This is a genomic window from Streptococcus downei MFe28, from assembly GCF_900459175.1.
GTDB lineage: Bacteria > Bacillota > Bacilli > Lactobacillales > Streptococcaceae > Streptococcus > Streptococcus downei.
Window position 1 is genome coordinate 637,087 of record NZ_UHFA01000002.1, and the last position, 17,762, is coordinate 654,848.

Sequence of the window (17,762 nt, forward strand, 5' to 3'; positions counted from 1 at the left end):
CCCTAGTAAGAGAGCCCAGTAGTTCGCAAAATAGCGACTACTGGAGCAGCTCTCTTGAACCTTGAAATTAAAGAGCGAGGTAAATCGATTTCGTCGGAATCACGATTTTTTGTACGTAATTTTCCAAGATTACACGTTCTTGTGGGTGAGGGCAAAGCCATCGTGAATGTTTGTCCCGCTCTCAGTTAAAGGAGACCTTATGTCCTATTTTGAAAATTTTATCAAGGCTAATCAGGCCTATGTCAATTTGCATGGAAGGGCCCACCTTCCTATCAAACCCAAGACCAAGGTGGCCATTATCACCTGTATGGATTCCCGCCTTCATGTTGCTCCTGCCCTGGGATTGGCCCTGGGGGATGCCCATATTTTGCGAAATGCTGGTGGTCGAGTAACCGAGGATATGATTCGCTCCTTGGTTATTTCTCAACAGCAGTTGGGAACACGGGAAGTTATTGTTCTCCACCATACCGATTGTGGAGCGCAAACCTTTGAGAATGCTGATTTTGTGGCAGACTTGGAGGGCCGCTTTCAAGTGGATTTACAAAATCAGGATTTTCTCCCCTTTAAGGATGTAGAAGAAAGTGTTCGCCAAGATGTTGCCCTTTTAAAATCCTCCCCCTTAATTCCTGAGGATGTTACCATTTTTGGGGCCGTCTACGATGTTGATACAGGACGGATTTCACCGGTTCAATAAATTCGTTTCAGCCTCAGTCTAGGGGCTGATTTTTTCTTCATTGTATTGACAAGAAAGAAAGTTGACGGTTATACTAGGCTCATAAGAAATCCCAGAGAAAGTGAGGTGGTTTTATGCCAGATAATCACATGACTTATCGCATTGACAGTAAGATGCAGTTCCCGCTAGTGGAGATTTTTCTAAAGGCGGGGCAGTCGGCCTATATTCAACGTGGTAGTATGGTATTTCATACCCCATCGGTTACCTTAAATACCCAACTGAATGCCAAGGGAAATGGTCTTGGAAAACTCTTCAGGGCAGTTGGTCGCTCAATGACCTCAGGCGAGTCAGCCTTTATCACACAAGCCCTCTCTAATGCAGACGGTGGGCGCCTAGCTATTGCGCCTTCCATGCCAGGACAGATTATTGCCCTAGAGTTAGGAAGCAAGCAATACCGCCTCAATGATGGAGCCTTCTTAGCTCTGGACGGTTCGACCCAATACACTATGGAAAGGCAATCCCTTGGTCGGGCTTTCTTTGGTGGTCAAGGTGGACTCTTTGTTATGTCAACTCAAGGGCAGGGGACTCTCCTGGTCAATAGTTTTGGCTCCATCCAGAAAATTGAGCTCAATCAGCAGGAAATGACCATTGATAATGCCCATGTAGTCGCCTGGTCCAAAGACTTGGACTATCAGATTCATCTAGAAAATGGTTTCCTACAATCAATTGGTAACGGCGAAGGTATCGTCAATACCTTCCGTGGGACAGGGGAAGTCTATGTGCAGACCCTCAATATTGAGACCTTTGCTCAAGTCATTGGTGGTCACTTGGCCAGCCCATCCACCAGCAGCAAGGGCTCTGGTGTGATGGATCTATTATAGGGTGAGTTGGCCTTCTAATTCCCTAATACTCTTCGAAAATCAAAACTATCCCACGGATAAAGTCACTCTATAGTTTTTCATTAGAGTGACTACGAAAACTACGATTGTAGTTTTCTATATCCCTGACTAACTCTGTATAAACTGTGGTAACGACAGTTTTATACCTCGTGTCGCATCGTTAACTCACTTTGCCGTACCTGCTGAGGAAAGCGAAGCTTTCCCTATTTCCAACCTCAAAAGGTCTCCCAGACCTTTTGAGCTACCTGCAGTTCGTTGCCTCGGCTATTTTCGATTTTCATTGAGTATAAAGACAAAACTTGCCATCTCAGCCCTCATTCCTTCTTCTTAATCTCCCAAATTTCCCTCAGCCCATCTCTAGAAAGGCTCCCCATGCGAAAGTCAATTTTAGGAATCCTTTTGATTCTGCTAGCCCTCCTCATCCTCTTTCAAGCCTTGTTTGTTCCAGCCCTAATTGATGGCTGGGCTCTTTTAGGTCTCTCCTTTACGGCTATCTGGTTTTTGGGAAGTCTCCTATCTGCTGCCTTTACCAGTAGTTTTTTAGGTTTAGCCTTCTTCTTGATTATCTTAAATAGTCAATGGCATTTTCTAAATCTCCCCAATGCGACGATTTGTCTTGTTGCCTTCCTGGTCGGTCTGGGTCTGGATATTTTATTTGGGGGAAGGAAAAACTGGGGCTCTAGATGGTGGGCCAAGAAAGATTATAAGTATACCTATAAGCCATATAATAGCGATGACAGTCACATCAGGGATGACAATTTTATCTCAGGTAGGGCAGAAGTATCCTTTGGCAAGAAGGTAATCTATCTTGATGAGGCTGTTATTTTGGGGGACATTGCCAACTTTGAGGTTGCAGTTTCCTTTGCCAGTATGGTTCTCTATATTCCTAGAGATTGGTCGGTTGTTTGTAAGGTTTCAAGTCCTCTAGGTTCCATCAGCCTGCCTAGCCAATCTTCTAAAGGGAGCAAGACCTTGGAGTTGACCGGCAGTGTGTCGTTCGGAAATCTAGAGGTTATTTATCTTTAGTTAATTATTTATGATTAAAAAATAGGTTCACTTTAAGCTGTGAACCTATTTAGATTAAATTTTTAATGACTGTTTCCACATTATATCTTCCCCAGATTGATAAATTTTCAAGGAAGTCTCTGAGTTCAGGGCTGGCAAAATGACTTTTAATTAGATAACAAGCATGGCCAGATATTTTATAAAATTCATCAATTTGAGGGGATTTTGTGATGAAGTTCTCGAAGTTTTTGAAATCATTACTGTCCATGTAAACCATAATAAATTGTTGGTTGGGATAGTTAATAGTGGTAGAGAAGGCGGCAATCGTACCGTCTTCTTTTAATTTCATAATGCGTTGTCCCACAGCTTGGCCGGTCAAATGCACTTGTTTGCCGATTTCTTTGTTGGTTAGCTGGCTATTGGCTTTTAGAAGTTTCAAAATCTCTTTGTCAATTTTATCCATGTTTACCTTTTTCAAATTGAAAGTCAGATTATCAATATAATTTCATCAACTTATATACGATTAATATATTTAGCATTATACTAATCATATCATAATTTAAGGAGATGTAAGATGCAGCAAGGACTATTAGTGATAGATGTACAAAACGACTATTTCTCGGGTGGAAAATGTGAGTTATTTCAATCACAAAAAGCTCTAGAAAATATCAATCTGTTAGTAGAGAGGTTTAACCAAAAAGGGTCACCAGTTATTTATATCCAACATATTAAAGATGATGAAAATGCAGACTTCTTTGCCAGAAATAGCGATGGAGTCAAGTTACATAGAGATTTAAGGATGGCCCAAAACAACAGGCTTGTTACGAAAAAATTTCCAAATAGTTTTTTAGGAACTAATCTTTATGGTATATTGAAAGAATTGAAAGTGGAGCAACTTGTTATTGTTGGTATGATGACACATATGTGTATTGATTCGACAACTAGAGCAGCTAAAGAAAAGGGTTTTAGTCCTATTGTGGTTTCTGACTGTACTGCAACCAAAGATTTATCATATCTTGATAGTTCTGTAGATGCTGAAGCTGTTCAAACCAGTTTTTTATCTGCTCTTAGAAATTTTGCTTTGCTTCAATTGACTAACGAGTTTTTGAATGAAAATTGATGTCCTCTTGTTCTCTCCCTTTTTTCCTTATTTAGTGCTATAATGATAAGGATTGAATCATTTTGAAATAGGAGACGATAAAGACTATGTCTAATGAAATTCGCGTGCGCTATGCACCAAGTCCAACGGGTCTACTCCACATTGGAAATGCCAGGACGGCCCTCTTTAATTACCTCTATGCCCGCCACTATGGGGGAACCTTTGTCATTCGGATTGAGGATACCGACCGTAAGCGTCATGTCGAAGATGGGGAACGTTCCCAGTTAGAAAATCTGCGCTGGTTGGGGATGGACTGGGATGAAAGTCCTGAAACTCACGAACATTACCGCCAGTCTGAGCGTTTGGAGCTTTACCAAAAGTATATTGACCAACTCTTAGAAGAAGGTAAGGCCTACAAGTCTTACGTGACCGAAGAAGAATTAGCGACAGAGCGGGAACGCCAAGAAGCTGCCGGAGAAACACCTCGTTACGTCAATGAATATCTAGGGATGAGCGAAGAAGAAAAGACAGCCTATATCGCTGAGCGCGAGGCTGCTGGTATCGTTCCAACGGTTCGCTTGGCTGTTAACGAAGCCGGTATTTACAAATGGACCGATATGGTCAAGGGTGAGATTGAGTTTGAAGGCAGCAATATCGGTGGTGACTGGATCATCCAAAAGCGCGATGGTTATCCGACCTACAACTTCGCTGTTGTCATTGATGACCATGATATGCGGATTTCTCATGTCATCCGTGGGGATGACCATATCGCTAACACGCCTAAACAACTCATGGTCTATGAAGCCCTAGGTTGGGAGCCGCCACAATTTGGTCACATGACCCTGATTATCAATTCTGAAACTGGTAAGAAGCTGTCCAAACGAGACACCAACACCCTGCAATTTATCGAAGATTACCGCAAGAAGGGCTATCTGCCAGAAGCTGTCTTCAACTTTATTGCCCTCTTGGGCTGGAACCCAGGTGGTGAAGAGGAAATCTTCTCTCGTCAGGAATTGATTAAGCTCTTTGATGAGACTCGCCTCAGCAAGTCGCCAGCGGCCTTTGACCAAAAGAAAATGGATTGGGTCAGCAACGACTATATTAAGAAGGCTGATTTTGACACCATTTTTGCCCTCTGCAAACCTTTCTTGGAAAAAGCTGGACGCCTAACTGACAAGGCTGAAAAGTTGGTGGAACTCTACAAGCCTCAGCTCAAGTCAGCGGATGAGATTGTTCCTCTGACTGACCTTTTCTTTGAAGATTTCCCAGAATTGACCCAGGAAGAAAAGGACTTCATGGCTGGTGAGACCGTGCCAACTGTCTTGACAGCCTTCAAGGCCAAGTTGGAAGCTATGTCTGATGAAGATTTCCAGGTGGAGAATATCTTCCCTCAAATCAAGGCTGTCCAAAAGGAAACGGGTATCAAGGGTAAAAACCTCTTCATGCCAATTCGGATTGCTGTTTCTGGTGAAATGCATGGGCCAGAATTACCAGATACCATCTACCTCCTAGGCAAGGAAAAATCAATCCAACATATTGAAAATATGCTGAAAAGCTTATAGTAATACCCTTCGAAAATCAAAATTTACCGTCGTTAACTCACCTTGCCGTACTTACTGAGGAAAGGAAAGCAAGGCTTTCTGCATCTCCAACCACAAAAGGTCTCCCAGACCTTTTGAGCTGTCTTCAGTTCGTGCGATGCAGAGCAAAATTGGTCGATTTCACCAACTTTGTGAGGTTAGTAAGAGAGCTAGGCAATCGCTATGGAGATTGCCGTTTGGGAGTAAGACAGAAGGGCTTTGACAGATGTCAAAACCTTCGTCGTCTTACCCCAGCAAGGGTGACTAGCTGTCTGCTGTGCCACAAAGTGGCGCAAAGATAGCAGACACCTACTGCGACATCAGTTACTTTAGTGACTTGATGTCATTGCTCCCTTTCTCGGCTAATTTTGATTTTCATTGAGTATAAACCCAAAAGGACTGAGTAAGAAGGCTCAGCCCTTTTATCATGCTCTCAATATTCATCCATGACATTATTTCGGGAAATTTAGTTAAAAATTTAATAAACGATTGACATCTGCTTATTCGAGGATTATAATGGTTCTCAATAATAGTAAATTTACTATTATTGAGAACTAATAAGTCAGCAGATTGGCTGCTTCATTATAATAGAAATAGAGCGTTGCATCCGCAAGTCACTGGACACGGCTCTCTAAAAACAAAAGGAGTAATCATGAATTATTTTGAAAGAAAAATCAAAGGTATCCGTACAACTTGGCAAGAAATGTCACAGGGCTTACAGATGATTGTTAAAGGATTGAAGGAGCGGCCTCTGGCAGAGAGCCTCAAGCTCTTCTGGGATGACCTTTTTGCCAATCGCAGCCTGTCCCAATGGCTCTACTTGCTTGTTTTGGGCAGTTTTCCGCTTTGGTTAGAACTTTATTATAATCATCAGGTGAGGGACTGGGTCGGCATGACTTGCAGTCTGACCGGCATTATCTGTGTCATTTTTGTATCGGAGGGGCGGGCCAGCAACTATTTCTTTGGCTTGATTAATTCCGTCATTTACCTGATTTTAGCTTTGCAGGAAGGATTTTATGGTGAAGTACTGACAACCCTTTATTTTACGGCCATGCAGCCCATTGGTCTCTTTGTCTGGATCTATCAATCCCAGTTTAAAAAGAAGGAGCAGGAATTCGTTGCCCGTAAATTAACGTTTAGCAATTGGCTTAAGTACCTTCTGATTACTGCCGTCTGGTGGCTGGGATTTGGCTTAATTTATCAGTCTATCGGGGCTAGGCGGCCTTTCAGAGACAGCGTTACTGATGCTACCAATGGAGTGGGTCAGCTCCTGATGACTGCTGTCTATCGTGAACAGTGGATTTTCTGGGCTGCTACCAATATTTTCTCCATCTACCTTTGGTGGGGAGAAAGTCTGCAAATACAGGGAAAATACTTTATCTATCTCATCAACAGTTTGGTCGGCTGGTACCAGTGGTCTAAGGCCGCCAAAAAAGACGGAGGAAGTGTATGATCAGTCGTCAAGACTATCAGGATAAAACAAAATGGAAATACGAACGTCCCAGTTTAGCAGTAGACAGTGTTCTGTTGCGCTATCATGAAGAAAAACTGCAGGTCCTGCTCTTAAGGCGGACGGCACGGTTTGACGGAGATGATCAGGCGGGGAAATTAGCCTTAGTCGGAGGATTTCAGCCTAATGGTTTAGCCCTAGAGGATAATCTTATCCAGAAGATTTTTGAAAAGACGGGTTTCCAGCTTGAAGCTAGCCAGTTTGAACAGCTGGCTACCTTTTCGGAGCCTGAACAAGACAGTCAGTTATGGGTGGTGTCTGTGGCTTTTTTGGCTTATCTGCAGGTTGGCCAAAAACAGGCTGTACCGACTAATTTGACAGACGAGCTTGTCTGGGTCAATCTTTGGCTGAATCAGAGAGGGGAGCTGCAGTTGGAAGCTAATGGGCAGGTCCTGCTCAAAGAGGATCTGGCCTTTGATCACTTTCATATTTTGCAGACAGCCCTGCTTCGCATCAAGGGACGTCTTTCCTACCAGCCCACAGTACTGTCCATCTTGCCAGCTAAGAATACCATGTCAGCTTATCGGAAATTTTACGCTTGCTTTTGGCCTGGGTATAAGATGATGAATTCGACAGATTTTTGGCGTAAACACAAGCGTTTTTTTACTAAGACCGACCAGAAGGTCAAAACTAGCAAGCGTCAGGCAGCCTTATTTACCTGGCAAATTGATTAATTTTTTTGAATAAAGGATAGCCTTTTGTTACCATTGCACAAGCTTTTTCACTGTTGCAGCTTCTCAAAAAGGAGAATCCGAAAGTTTTTGCTAAATTTACGGTTATTTTACTTTCTATTACGGAAAGGTTATGATATACTAAATAGGAATTAGTGATAAGTTTGCTTGCTGTTGAAGCTGGTCTGACGACGGAGCTCTGTCCTTGAGAATGGGGGAGAGAGATTTCTCAGGGTGCCAATCAGTGTTCCTCATCTATAGCCAGCCATAAGAACATGCTGTTCACTGAATACGATTGCCCCCCGATGAGTCGGAGGGCTTTTATTAATAATTGAAGATAATTTTTGTTATTTTAAGTGTAAAATAATATAATAATAATTGTTACAGAGTGATGACTAGAAATGGAAAAAGTTTATGAATATATTTATTTTAGAGGATAATTTAATCCAGCAGACGCGGATTAAAACTCTGGTGACAGAGATATTGCGAGAGGATGGCATATCTGCTCGACAATTTGATGTTTTTTCAAAGTCGCAGCCCCTCTTAGATGCCATTACTGAAAAAGGGAATCATCAGCTCTTCCTTTTGGATATTGAAATCAAGGGGGAGGGAAAGCGAGGTCTTGAAACCGCTGCGGACATTCGCCAGATTGATCCCAATGCTATTATTGTTTTTGTGACCACCCATTCGGAGTTTGCTCCTATTAGTTTCAAATACAAGGTTTCTGCCCTGGACTTTATTGACAAGACAGCTCCTGATGAGCAGTTTAAGTCAGATCTACGAGAGGTTATCAGCTATACGGCTAATAATATGCACCGTTCAGAAGAGGTTGACGAGGTTTTTACCTTTGAATCGGCCCAGGCTCGTGTGCAACTTCCTTTTAAGGACATCTTCTATTTTGCAACGTCTCCGACCCCCCACAAGGTCATGCTGATTACCAAGAACGAACGCCTAGAGTTCTATGGAAACCTATCAGAGATTGCGGCAGTCAATTCCAAGCTCTTTTCTTGTCACCGCTCCTTCCTGATTAATTTAGACAATATTAGTCGGGTAGATAAGTCTGACTTACTGGTCTACTTTGAAAATGGAGATTTCTGTCCCGTTTCGCGCTTAAAGATGAAGGCCTTGATGAAAGAATGGGAAGCTAGGCGAGAAAAAGTTTGATTATAATAGTAAAGAATCCTTTCCCAGCTGGTGAAAGGATTTTTAATCATCCAAGATAAGTCTACCCAAAAGGATTTTGAACCTGGTGCCAGTAAGTCTATTGGTCTAAGAAGAAAACTTTAAACTTTTTGGAATATGGTCTAAGGCATTGGCGACGTTGATGGTTGAGGAACTTAATTACGCTTCCCTTTTAGTTTCATCACCAATGACTGATTTAGACTTGATGTTCGCCCACAGTAAGCTGTCTTCTTTAAAAATTGAACTCCTCTTACTATTTGTCACTTTTGGAAAAAAGAAGACATTTCAGGGAAAAAATAGACATTTCAAGAGAAAATTTGACATTTCAAGATAAAAAAATGACAATTCAGGATATTGCACTTCAAATATCTTTGATTTGAGATATACTATTCAGCGTAGGGATGAAAGTTTTCTACTAGATTCTCTCTCCCAAACTTTAACTAGTAGAAAACAGACGCAAACTTATCCCGAACTTCTTATTTATTCGAAACCCATTTCTCATCTCTCTCCCAATATACTGTGAAATGGAAAGGAACTCGCGACGGCGGGTTCTTTTTTTGCTTTCTGGAACCGCTAGAAATGCTAGTGGTTCCGTAGAGCTTTCGGCCTAGCATCAAAAAAACCTCCAAAGATGATCAGATAGAGATGGTTTCCCTGCCACTCATCAAAATCATCCAGGAGGTCCCTCACGAGAGAGGATAATCAAATTCTATCACATAAAATAAAAAATTGTTCTATTATATCGTTTTTTGGGTTCCAAATATCGTTGTCAAATTTTTTATGGACGATACAAAGCCAGCATTGTAAAAAATTATTCCTGACTTATGTGGGAGAAACGGCCTTGGCATCTAGGAGGTTTATGCTTGTTTGGATTTTTGAATTTCTGGAAGGGATTTGATTTTGGATTTTAGGCTGAAATGAATATTTTTCTGCATATTCAGCTTTGAAATGAATAAAAACCAAAAAAATATAAAAAAATCGGAAAAAAATACAAAAAATGCTTGACGATTGAATAAAAATACCCTATAATGGGTCTTGTAAGGTTGAGATATACAAAAACAACCAAAAAAGAAAGAAAAGAGAAAATAATTATGTCAAAAGAAAAAGTCATTCTTGCTTATTCAGGAGGTCTTGATACCTCCGTTGCCATTACTTGGTTGAAAAAAGATTACGATGTCGTTGCCGTCTGCATGGATGTCGGTGAAGGTAAGGATTTGGAATTCATCCACGACAAGGCCTTGACCGTTGGTGCAATTGAATCCTATGTCCTTGATGTTAAGGACGAATTTGCAGAAGAATACGTTCTGCCAGCCCTGCAGGCTCATGCTTACTATGAACAAAAGTATCCTTTGGTTTCTGCCCTTAGTCGGCCAGTTATCGCTAAGAAATTAGTAGAAATTGCCCACAAGACCGGAGCTACTACCATTGCCCATGGCTGTACAGGTAAGGGAAATGACCAGGTTCGGTTTGAAGTGGCTATCGCAGCCTTGGCTCCTGAACTCAAGGTCATTGCCCCAGTTCGGGAATGGAAATGGTCTCGGGAAGAAGAAATTGACTATGCCAAGAAAAATGGTGTGCCAGTTCCTGCAGACCTTGACAACCCTTATTCTGTTGACCAAAACCTTTGGGGTCGGGCCAATGAGTGTGGTGTCCTAGAAAACCCTTGGAACCAAGCTCCTGAAGAAGCCTTTGGCATTACCAACTCGGTTGAAGAAGCTCCTGATACTCCTGAATTTGTTGACATTGAATTTAAGGCTGGTAAACCGGTTGCCATTGATGGTCAAGAAATGAAATTGGCTGACCTGATTCAAAAATTGAACGACTTGGCTGGTAAGCATGGTGTTGGTCGGATTGACCACGTTGAGAATCGCTTGGTCGGTATCAAGTCACGGGAAATCTACGAATGTCCTGGTGCTATTACCCTCTTGACAGCCCACAAGGAAATTGAAGATTTGACCTTGGTTCGGGAAGTTTCCCACTTTAAGCCAATTCTGGAAAATGAATTGTCCAATCTGATTTATAATGCCCTTTGGTTTAGCCCAGCAACCGATGCTATCTTGGCCTATATCAAGGAAACGCAAAAGGTTGTCAACGGGACTGCCAAGGTTAAACTTTACAAGGGTTCAGTCAAGGTAGTTGCAAGGAAGTCACCAAATTCCCTCTATGATGAAAACTTAGCGACCTATACGACAGCTGATAGCTTTGACCAAGATGCAGCAGTAGGCTTCATCAAGCTTTGGGGTCTACCTACTCAAGTCAATTCGCAAGTTAATAACAAATAATTTAGTGCGAAGACTAAATCGCAGACCTGAAAGCCGAGAAAAATCTTCAGATAAAAGGGGTCAGAGAGCCCCATCTGGACCTCTTTTCTTTAAACTTAAAGCCTGACCAGGTCGTCCTGTGAGCCGACTGACGGGCCTGAGAGGTAGAGGCATTCTTCCTTTCAGGAAAATGTTCTGTGAGACCATCAAAACTAGCTATGACATAGGCTAGTTTTTTTGATATGATAAGGAAGAAAAAAGCGCCAGCCAATGACTGTGCTTGGTCTCTCATAAATGTCTGACAATAAAGAAAGGGAATGTTCGTCTCTTGGGCGAACCTGGTAAAACTATGGCAGAAAATCATAAACTTTGGGGCGGTCGTTTTGAGGCAGGCCTAGAAAAATGGGTGGAGGAATTTGGGGCGTCCATTTCCTTTGACCAAAAGATGGCAGAATTTGACCTCAAGGGTTCTATCGCCCATGTGACCATGCTAGGGCAAACCGGTATCATCAGTCCTGAGGAAGCTAGCCAAATCAAGGCAGGACTAGAAGAACTCCTGCAAGAATTTCATGCTGGCCAGTTGGTCTTTGATGTTTCTAATGAAGATATTCACATGAATCTGGAATCTCTTCTGACAGAGAAAATTGGATCCGTAGCGGGTAAACTTCACACAGCCCGCTCACGGAATGACCAGGTGGCAACTGATATGCACCTCTACCTCAAGGCAAAGCTGGTTGATGTTCTGGATAAGTTGTACAATCTTAGAAAGACCCTAGTAGATTTGGCGGATCAGCATGTGGAGACCCTTATGCCAGGTTATACCCACCTGCAACACGCCCAACCCATTTCCTTTGGCCACCATCTCATGGCCTACTACAATATGTTTACCAGAGATAGCGAGCGCTTCGCATTCAATCAAAAGCACACCAACCTTTCGCCCCTTGGGGCAGCAGCCTTGGCGGGAACGACATTTCCCATTGACCGCCAACTGACCTCTGACTTGATGGGCTTTGATGGTCCCTACAGTAATTCTTTGGATGCGGTATCGGACCGTGATTTCATTTTGGAATTTCTCTCCAATGCCAGCATTCTCATGATGCATATGAGTCGTATCTGTGAAGAAATTATCAACTGGTGCTCCAACGAGTATAAGTTTGTCACCCTGTCTGACACCTTTTCAACAGGGTCCTCTATCATGCCTCAAAAGAAGAATCCTGACATGGCGGAGCTCATTCGTGGCAAGACCGGTCGGGTCTATGGAAATCTGACAGGTCTCCTAACGGTCATGAAATCCCTACCCTTGGCCTATAATAAGGACCTCCAGGAAGACAAGGAGGGTATGTTTGACACGGTCGAAACGATCACGGTGGCCCTTGATATTTTAGCTGGAATGCTGTCTAGCATGACTGTCAACGGTAACCATATGGCTGAGTCAACTGAAAAAGATTTCTCTAATGCGACAGAGTTGGCAGACTACCTAGCTGTCAAGGGTCTACCTTTCCGTCAGGCCCATGAAATTGTTGGAAAATTGGTTTTGGAATGCACCAAGAATGGCCATTATCTTCAAGATGTGCCTCTGGAGCGCTACCAAGAAATCTCTGACTTGATTGAGGAGGATATTTATACTACCCTTCAATCTAAGACGGCTGTCCAACGTCGCAATTCTCTGGGTGGAACTGGGTTTGACCAAGTTCGCTGGCAGATTGTTGAAGCCAGAGACAATCTTTAATTAGTGATAACTTTTTATCTTGAATTCCAAAAGCTCCCGTTAGCAAGTTCTAACAGGAGCTTTTGTGTTGGCGGACTAGTCGCTTAAAGGGAGCTCTATAGAGGTTGCCGTTAGGGAGTAAGACAGAAGGAGAGCGGGACGACAAAATCGACTGTCTGTCCTGCTCTCTTCATCACCTCACACCTTTTTATTTTAAGGTGTCGGCTAAGACAGTCCATCGGACTGTCTTGCTACCCCAGCAAGGGTGACTAGCTGTCTGCTGTGCCACATCTAGCGCAAAAATAGCAGACAGCTACTGTGACATCAGTCACTTTGTGACTTGATGTCATTCTCCTTGCCTTGGCTAATTTTGATTTTTATGAGTATTAGATTTAGGTAGAAGACTGGCAGCAAAAGTGCTGATGAGGGGGCCGAGAAGGCTCAAGAGCCAACCTGATTGACTGGCTGTCTTGGGTAATTGACTTTGAGTGGTCTGAGCGTTCTTTGAGCTGGTTGGTTGATTTTGGAGAGCCTGATCATTCTCGGTCACCATTTGTAGGATGGCTTGCCTTTGTTCAAGAGATAGGCTAGCCTGGCTGGAGACCTCTTGCCCTTTGACTTCTTGGCTCTTAGGGTTAAGATCCTGGGCCTGATTGATTTGGTCGCTGTAAATGTATTTGAAGTCACCAAAGCCCTTGTTGCTAGGGTCGCTGGCAACGAACTGAATACTTGAGCGGTCGCACAGAAGGTCTTTAGCCCGTTCGGCCGTGCGGAAGTGGATATCGAGCCCTTTGATAGCATCCGTAAAGCCCCAATTCTGGTCAGCGGTAGGGTTGATGGTCTTGACAGCTGTAATATAGTTGATAAGGACTTGGTGATTTTCCAAATTGAGCAGGCGATTTTCGCTAGCATTTCTGACACCTGGGAAGTTGCCACTGGCCCTATAATTATTGGTGACCACCATAAATTCTTGGTCATCGCTAATCGGTTTTCCTTGGTAGGTTAGGTCTTGGACGCGGTGGGCGTCAGGATTGACCAAATTGCCATCACGGTCGTATTTATTGGGCTGGGTGACATCGTATTTGTAGTTGATGCCGTCAATGACATCGAAATTGTAGGTGCGGTAGTCGGTGTTAATTAGGTCTTGAGCTTGGGGCTTGTTAGGGTCAATCTGATTAAATTGACCAGCGGACATTTCCAGCCATTCTCGCAAATCCTTACCGGTCACTTTAAGAAGGGCTGTGACGTTATCGTAGAGATAGAGGTCAGCAACATTCTTAATGGCTAGAGGACCTGCAGGAATATCGGTGTAGGCAGAAGCGTCATTACGAGACCCAGCCTTAAAAGGTGCGGCAGCTGACAGTAGGGGCAGGTTAGCCTCAGGAGTTCCGGTTAATTGATCTTTAACATACCAGATTTGGGCATTATTGACGATTTGAATCGAAGGGTCGTCTTGGACGAGGGCGAAATAGCTATTGATTGGAGCTGTCGTCTGTCCCACTTCTTGGCGAACATAGCTAATGGTTCCTTGGTGGGCCTGCTCAGCGAGTTTGAGGATGTTGGGGTCTGCTGAATTAGAGTTCTCATCAACCTTTCGGATTTCAGTATGGCTTTGGTCTACCTTCCACTTACCGCCTTGGTAGAGGAGGTTAAGTTGGATGACACCCAGGTGGTCACCGTATTTTCCACCCATAGTGACGGGGATACCATTGATTTTGCCGTTAATGCCGTCAACCCCGGGGATTTTCTCATAAACACCTGCCCCATTTCCAGAAGGAAATTCGGCGTGGGAGTGGCCTGTTACAACGGCATCAATGCCCTTGGCGCTGGCGATTTGGTAGCCAACATTTTCTTCACCTTGAAGATAGTCGTTATCACCGATGCCTGAGTGGGACATGACAATAACCAGGTCAGCACCCTTGGAACGCATTTCCGGAGCGATAGCTTCAACCGCCTGAAGGGCATCAATGGTCTTGACCTTTCCTTCCAGATTGGCCTTGTCCCAGTTCATGATTTGGGGAGGGACGATACCGGTGATACCGATATTGACCCTTACCTGCCGCCCGTTGGTATCGGTAAAGGTTTTGGGAATAATGATATAGGGATTAAAATAATGTTGGCCTGTCTTGGCATCAAGAACATTGGCATTGACAATAGGAAGATCTGCTGAGCTAATCACCTGGTTGAGATAGTCTAGGCCATAGTTAAATTCATGGTTACCTAGGGATGCAGCGTCATAGTGGAGGTTTGTGAAGGCCTTATACATAGGGTGCTGATCACCTTTTTTGACAGAATTTATCAGGGCTTCATAGGTGCCGAGAGGGGTCCCTTGGATAGTGTCCCCATTATCAACGAGGACAGCGTTGGGATTCTCTTTTTCTGCCTGGTTAATCAAGAGAGCGGTTTTGGCCAGGCCGATATTTTGGGCAGCCTTGTCCTGGTAGTAGTCGTAGTTGACCAGGTTGGTGTGCAGGTCAGTAGTTGATAGAATTTGCAGATCAACCTTTTCCCCTTTAATCGGCTTAGTGTCAGCAGGCTCGGCTTGAGCGACGGTCTTTGGAGCCTTGGTTTGAGTGATAGGCTGGTTTGGCTGGTTTGAATCTTGTTCAGATGAGGTGCTTGGACCTTGATTGCAGGTCTCTTGCTTGCTACTAGGGGCTGGATTGCTGGTAGGTGTTTGCTGGTCGCTAGTAGCTGGCTCAGTTGAAGTGGCTTGCTGCTCAGTGTCTTGGCTTAAGACGGCCTGGTTTTGGGCAGGGTCCTGACTGTAATCTTGGGCCACTTGCTCATCAGCCTTGACTTTGTTGGCAAGCAAGCCAGCTCTGACTAGAGATAGCAGTAGGGCACTCTTTCGGAAATAGTATTGGGAGATAGAAAACTCCTTGTGAAAATTCTAATTTTTATAGACCCCTTCAAGGGGATGACTAATTAATTGGAAAAATTGCTGTCACATTTCAAAGACCCTTGAACGTTCGTCTATAAAAGTTTTTAACTGCTATTATACACGGAAAACAAGCCAAAACAAGTGGTTTTTCCGAACTTTATTCCTTGAAACGCCAATTTCTAACGTATAACAGTTCCTTTTAATTCTCTGAAGCCAACCTTCAATGGAGTCAGGCCAATACTAGGAATTCCCCGACTAGAGATGCTTGGCAGTTTGGTCTTATTTTATTTTATCCGCTCTAAGCCCCAAAATTCAAGCGATTTTGGGCTTTTTCGTCTTTTATGATATAATAAGGGATAATTTAGAACATTTGGAGACCGAGTTGAAAAAGACCTATCGCGTAAAGCGGAATCAAGATTTTCAAGTTATTTTTGGCCAGGGTAAAAGTGTTGCCAACCGAAAATTTGTTGTTTACAGTTTGGAAAAGTCGCAAAAACATTTCCGTGTCGGTCTATCCGTCAGTAAAAAACTGGGAAATGCGGTAGTCCGCAATCGGATTAAGCGCAAACTGCGTCATGTCTTAATGGAGTTGGCTCCTTTTCTGACCACGCATGACTTCGTTGTCATTGCTAGAAAGGGTGTCGAAGAGCTCAACTACCAGGAGGTTAAGCAGAATCTGCGTCACGTACTCAGTTTGGCTGGCCTCTACGAGAAATAAGGGCTTGGGGAAAATGCTTAGGTTTAATGGCTTAACACTCTTCAAAAATCAAAACTATCCCACGGATAAAGTCACTCTAAGATTTCTCATTAGAGTGACTACGAAAACTACGATTGTAGTTTTCTATATCCCTGGCTAACCCTGTATAAACTGTGGCAACGACAGTTTGTACCTCGTGTCGCATCGTTAACTACTTACTGAGGAAAGCGTATCTTTCCCTATTTCCAACCTCAAAAGGTCTCCCAGACCTTTTGAGCTGTCTGCAGTTCGTGCGATGCGGAGCAAAGTTGGTCGATTTCACCAACTTTGTGAGGTTAGTAAGGGAGCTAGGCAATCGCTATAGAGATTGCCGTTTGGAAGTAAGGCAGAAGGGCTTTGACAGCTGTCAAAACCTTCGTCGTCTTACCCCAGCAAGGGTGACTAGCTGTCTGCTGTGCCACAAGGTGGCGCAAAGATAGCAGACACCTACTGCGACATCAGTCACTTTAGTGACTTGATGTCATTGCTCCTTGCCTTAGCTAGATTGATTTTTATTGAGTAGGAGTTCCCTCCAGCCCTTATGTCAGTCTCTGAAAGTATTGAATTGATAAAAAAACGGTGAGGTTAGGGTCTTTCTTTTAACCTCTGACTAGTGTGATGCCTGAAAGGATAATTTTGTGAAGAAAAAAATTAGATTAAGTTCCCTAGCTCTAGGGGCTTTGGTTCTCTTATCTGCCTGTGGCCGTGGCCCTGTGACTAGCTCATCAACAGGTTGGGATCAGTTGGTTTATGGCTTTGGTCGTGCCATTCAATGGCTTTCCTTTGGTGGCTCAGTCGGGATTGGGATTATTCTCATTACCCTGATTGTTCGACTGGCTTTGGTGCCACTTTATAACCGACAAATGAAGTCCAGCCGAGAAATGCAAGAGTTGCAGCCTGAGCTCAAGCGCATTCAGAAAGAGTATGCGGATGACCGCAATCTCCAGTATGCTAAAACACAGGAGCTCTATAAGGAAAATGGTGTTAACCAGTGGGCAGCCTTTTTGCCCATCCTGATTCAATTGCCGGTCATGATGGCCCTCTATCAAGCCTTGATTCGGGTTCCAGCCCTCAGCCAGGGAAACTTTTTGATTTGGAATCTAGGCAAAAATGATGGCACCTTTATCCTGCCAATTTTAGCAGCCTTCTTTACTTTCTTGTCCATGTGGCTTAGCAATAAGGCAACCAAGGAAAAGAACGCCTTTATGACAGCGACTAGCATCATTATGCCCCTCTTTATCTTCTGGATTGGGACCCGCTTTACGAGTGGTATTGCCCTTTACTGGGCGATTGGGAATGCCTTCCAGGTCGCCCAAGTCCTGATTTTCCACAATCCTTTTAAGATTATTGCTGAACGCGAACGCAAGGAGGCCTTGGAAAAGGAAAGGGCGGCCAAGATTCGTAAGGCTAAGAAAAAGGCTCATAAGAAACGTAAGTAAACGCAACAGAAAAAAAGAACACAGGATTCTAAGAAAGAAAAATAAGAATAGCTTTTAAAGGAAACCTAGTCTACCTCGGTCCTTGATTGGAGAGGTGTTTAGCTGTTAGCCAAGG

The 17,762-nt window shown here is 43.5% G+C and carries 14 protein-coding genes; 12 read left to right on the plus strand and 2 right to left on the minus strand.

Annotated elements, in window-relative coordinates; all coding sequences use genetic code 11:
• Window positions 1-199 precede the first annotated feature (199 nt).
• From DYE66_RS03075 to DYE66_RS03085, 3 genes are all read left to right on the plus strand, one after another.
• Window positions 200-694, plus strand: a complete 495-nt coding sequence (locus DYE66_RS03075) for a beta-class carbonic anhydrase (RefSeq protein WP_115324898.1) — start codon at window positions 200-202, stop codon at window positions 692-694.
• Between the two features lie 113 nt (window positions 695-807).
• Window positions 808-1,554 (plus strand): TIGR00266 family protein, encoded by a 747-nt coding sequence (locus DYE66_RS03080; protein WP_002999170.1) that lies wholly within the window; start codon window positions 808-810, stop codon window positions 1,552-1,554.
• A 390-nt stretch (window positions 1,555-1,944) separates the two neighbouring features.
• On the plus strand, window positions 1,945-2,598 hold the full coding sequence (locus DYE66_RS03085) for a hypothetical protein (RefSeq protein WP_002999118.1): 654 nt from the start codon (window positions 1,945-1,947) through the stop codon (window positions 2,596-2,598).
• Between the two features lie 49 nt (window positions 2,599-2,647).
• Here DYE66_RS03085 and DYE66_RS03090 read toward each other — a convergent pair whose 3' ends face one another.
• Window positions 2,648-3,040, minus strand: a complete 393-nt coding sequence (locus tag DYE66_RS03090; RefSeq protein ID WP_002999148.1) for an Lrp/AsnC family transcriptional regulator — start codon at window positions 3,038-3,040, stop codon at window positions 2,648-2,650.
• A gap of 111 nt (window positions 3,041-3,151) precedes the next feature.
• Between DYE66_RS03090 and DYE66_RS03095 the strand changes: the two genes are divergently transcribed.
• The 7 genes from DYE66_RS03095 to argH all read left to right on the plus strand — a co-directional run bounded on the left by DYE66_RS03095 (window position 3,152) and on the right by argH (window position 12,609).
• Window positions 3,152-3,697 (plus strand): cysteine hydrolase family protein, encoded by a 546-nt coding sequence (locus DYE66_RS03095; protein WP_002999095.1) that lies wholly within the window; start codon window positions 3,152-3,154, stop codon window positions 3,695-3,697.
• Window positions 3,698-3,783: 86 nt separating this feature from the next.
• Window positions 3,784-5,238, plus strand: coding sequence for a glutamate--tRNA ligase (gltX, locus tag DYE66_RS03100; RefSeq protein WP_115324900.1), 1,455 nt, complete (start codon window positions 3,784-3,786; stop codon window positions 5,236-5,238).
• A 670-nt stretch (window positions 5,239-5,908) separates the two neighbouring features.
• Window positions 5,909-6,709: a nicotinamide riboside transporter PnuC gene (gene pnuC, locus DYE66_RS03105; RefSeq protein ID WP_115324902.1), complete on the plus strand. Its 801-nt coding sequence runs from the start codon at window positions 5,909-5,911 to the stop codon at window positions 6,707-6,709.
• Window positions 6,706-7,440 carry an NUDIX hydrolase gene (locus tag DYE66_RS03110; protein WP_019770841.1) on the plus strand — a complete coding sequence of 245 codons (735 nt, stop codon included), beginning with the start codon at window positions 6,706-6,708 and terminating at the stop codon, window positions 7,438-7,440. The genes pnuC and DYE66_RS03110 overlap by 4 nt, the downstream gene beginning before the upstream one ends.
• Before the next feature lie 411 nt (window positions 7,441-7,851).
• On the plus strand, window positions 7,852-8,601 hold the full coding sequence (locus DYE66_RS03115; protein WP_115324904.1) for a response regulator transcription factor: 750 nt from the start codon (window positions 7,852-7,854) through the stop codon (window positions 8,599-8,601).
• Window positions 8,602-9,710: 1,109 nt separating this feature from the next.
• Window positions 9,711-10,901, plus strand: a complete 1,191-nt coding sequence (locus tag DYE66_RS03125) for an argininosuccinate synthase (protein WP_002999356.1) — start codon at window positions 9,711-9,713, stop codon at window positions 10,899-10,901.
• Between the two features lie 328 nt (window positions 10,902-11,229).
• The gene (argH, locus tag DYE66_RS03135) at window positions 11,230-12,609 is read left to right on the plus strand and encodes an argininosuccinate lyase (RefSeq protein WP_002999396.1); all 1,380 of its coding nucleotides are present in this window, start codon (window positions 11,230-11,232) and stop codon (window positions 12,607-12,609) included.
• A gap of 343 nt (window positions 12,610-12,952) precedes the next feature.
• On the opposite strand, the gene DYE66_RS03140 is transcribed toward argH, so the two are convergent.
• Window positions 12,953-15,460: a bifunctional 2',3'-cyclic-nucleotide 2'-phosphodiesterase/3'-nucleotidase gene (locus DYE66_RS03140; RefSeq protein WP_044123884.1), complete on the minus strand. Its 2,508-nt coding sequence runs from the start codon at window positions 15,458-15,460 to the stop codon at window positions 12,953-12,955.
• Between the two features lie 394 nt (window positions 15,461-15,854).
• Here DYE66_RS03140 and rnpA point away from each other — a divergent pair, with 394 nt between their 5' ends.
• Both rnpA and DYE66_RS03150 read left to right on the plus strand, forming a co-directional pair.
• Window positions 15,855-16,190 carry a ribonuclease P protein component gene (gene rnpA / locus DYE66_RS03145; RefSeq protein ID WP_019783749.1) on the plus strand — a complete coding sequence of 112 codons (336 nt, stop codon included), beginning with the start codon at window positions 15,855-15,857 and terminating at the stop codon, window positions 16,188-16,190.
• 656 nt (window positions 16,191-16,846) lie between these two features.
• Window positions 16,847-17,647: a YidC/Oxa1 family membrane protein insertase gene (locus DYE66_RS03150; protein ID WP_002999237.1), complete on the plus strand. Its 801-nt coding sequence runs from the start codon at window positions 16,847-16,849 to the stop codon at window positions 17,645-17,647.
• Window positions 17,648-17,762 lie beyond the last annotated feature (115 nt).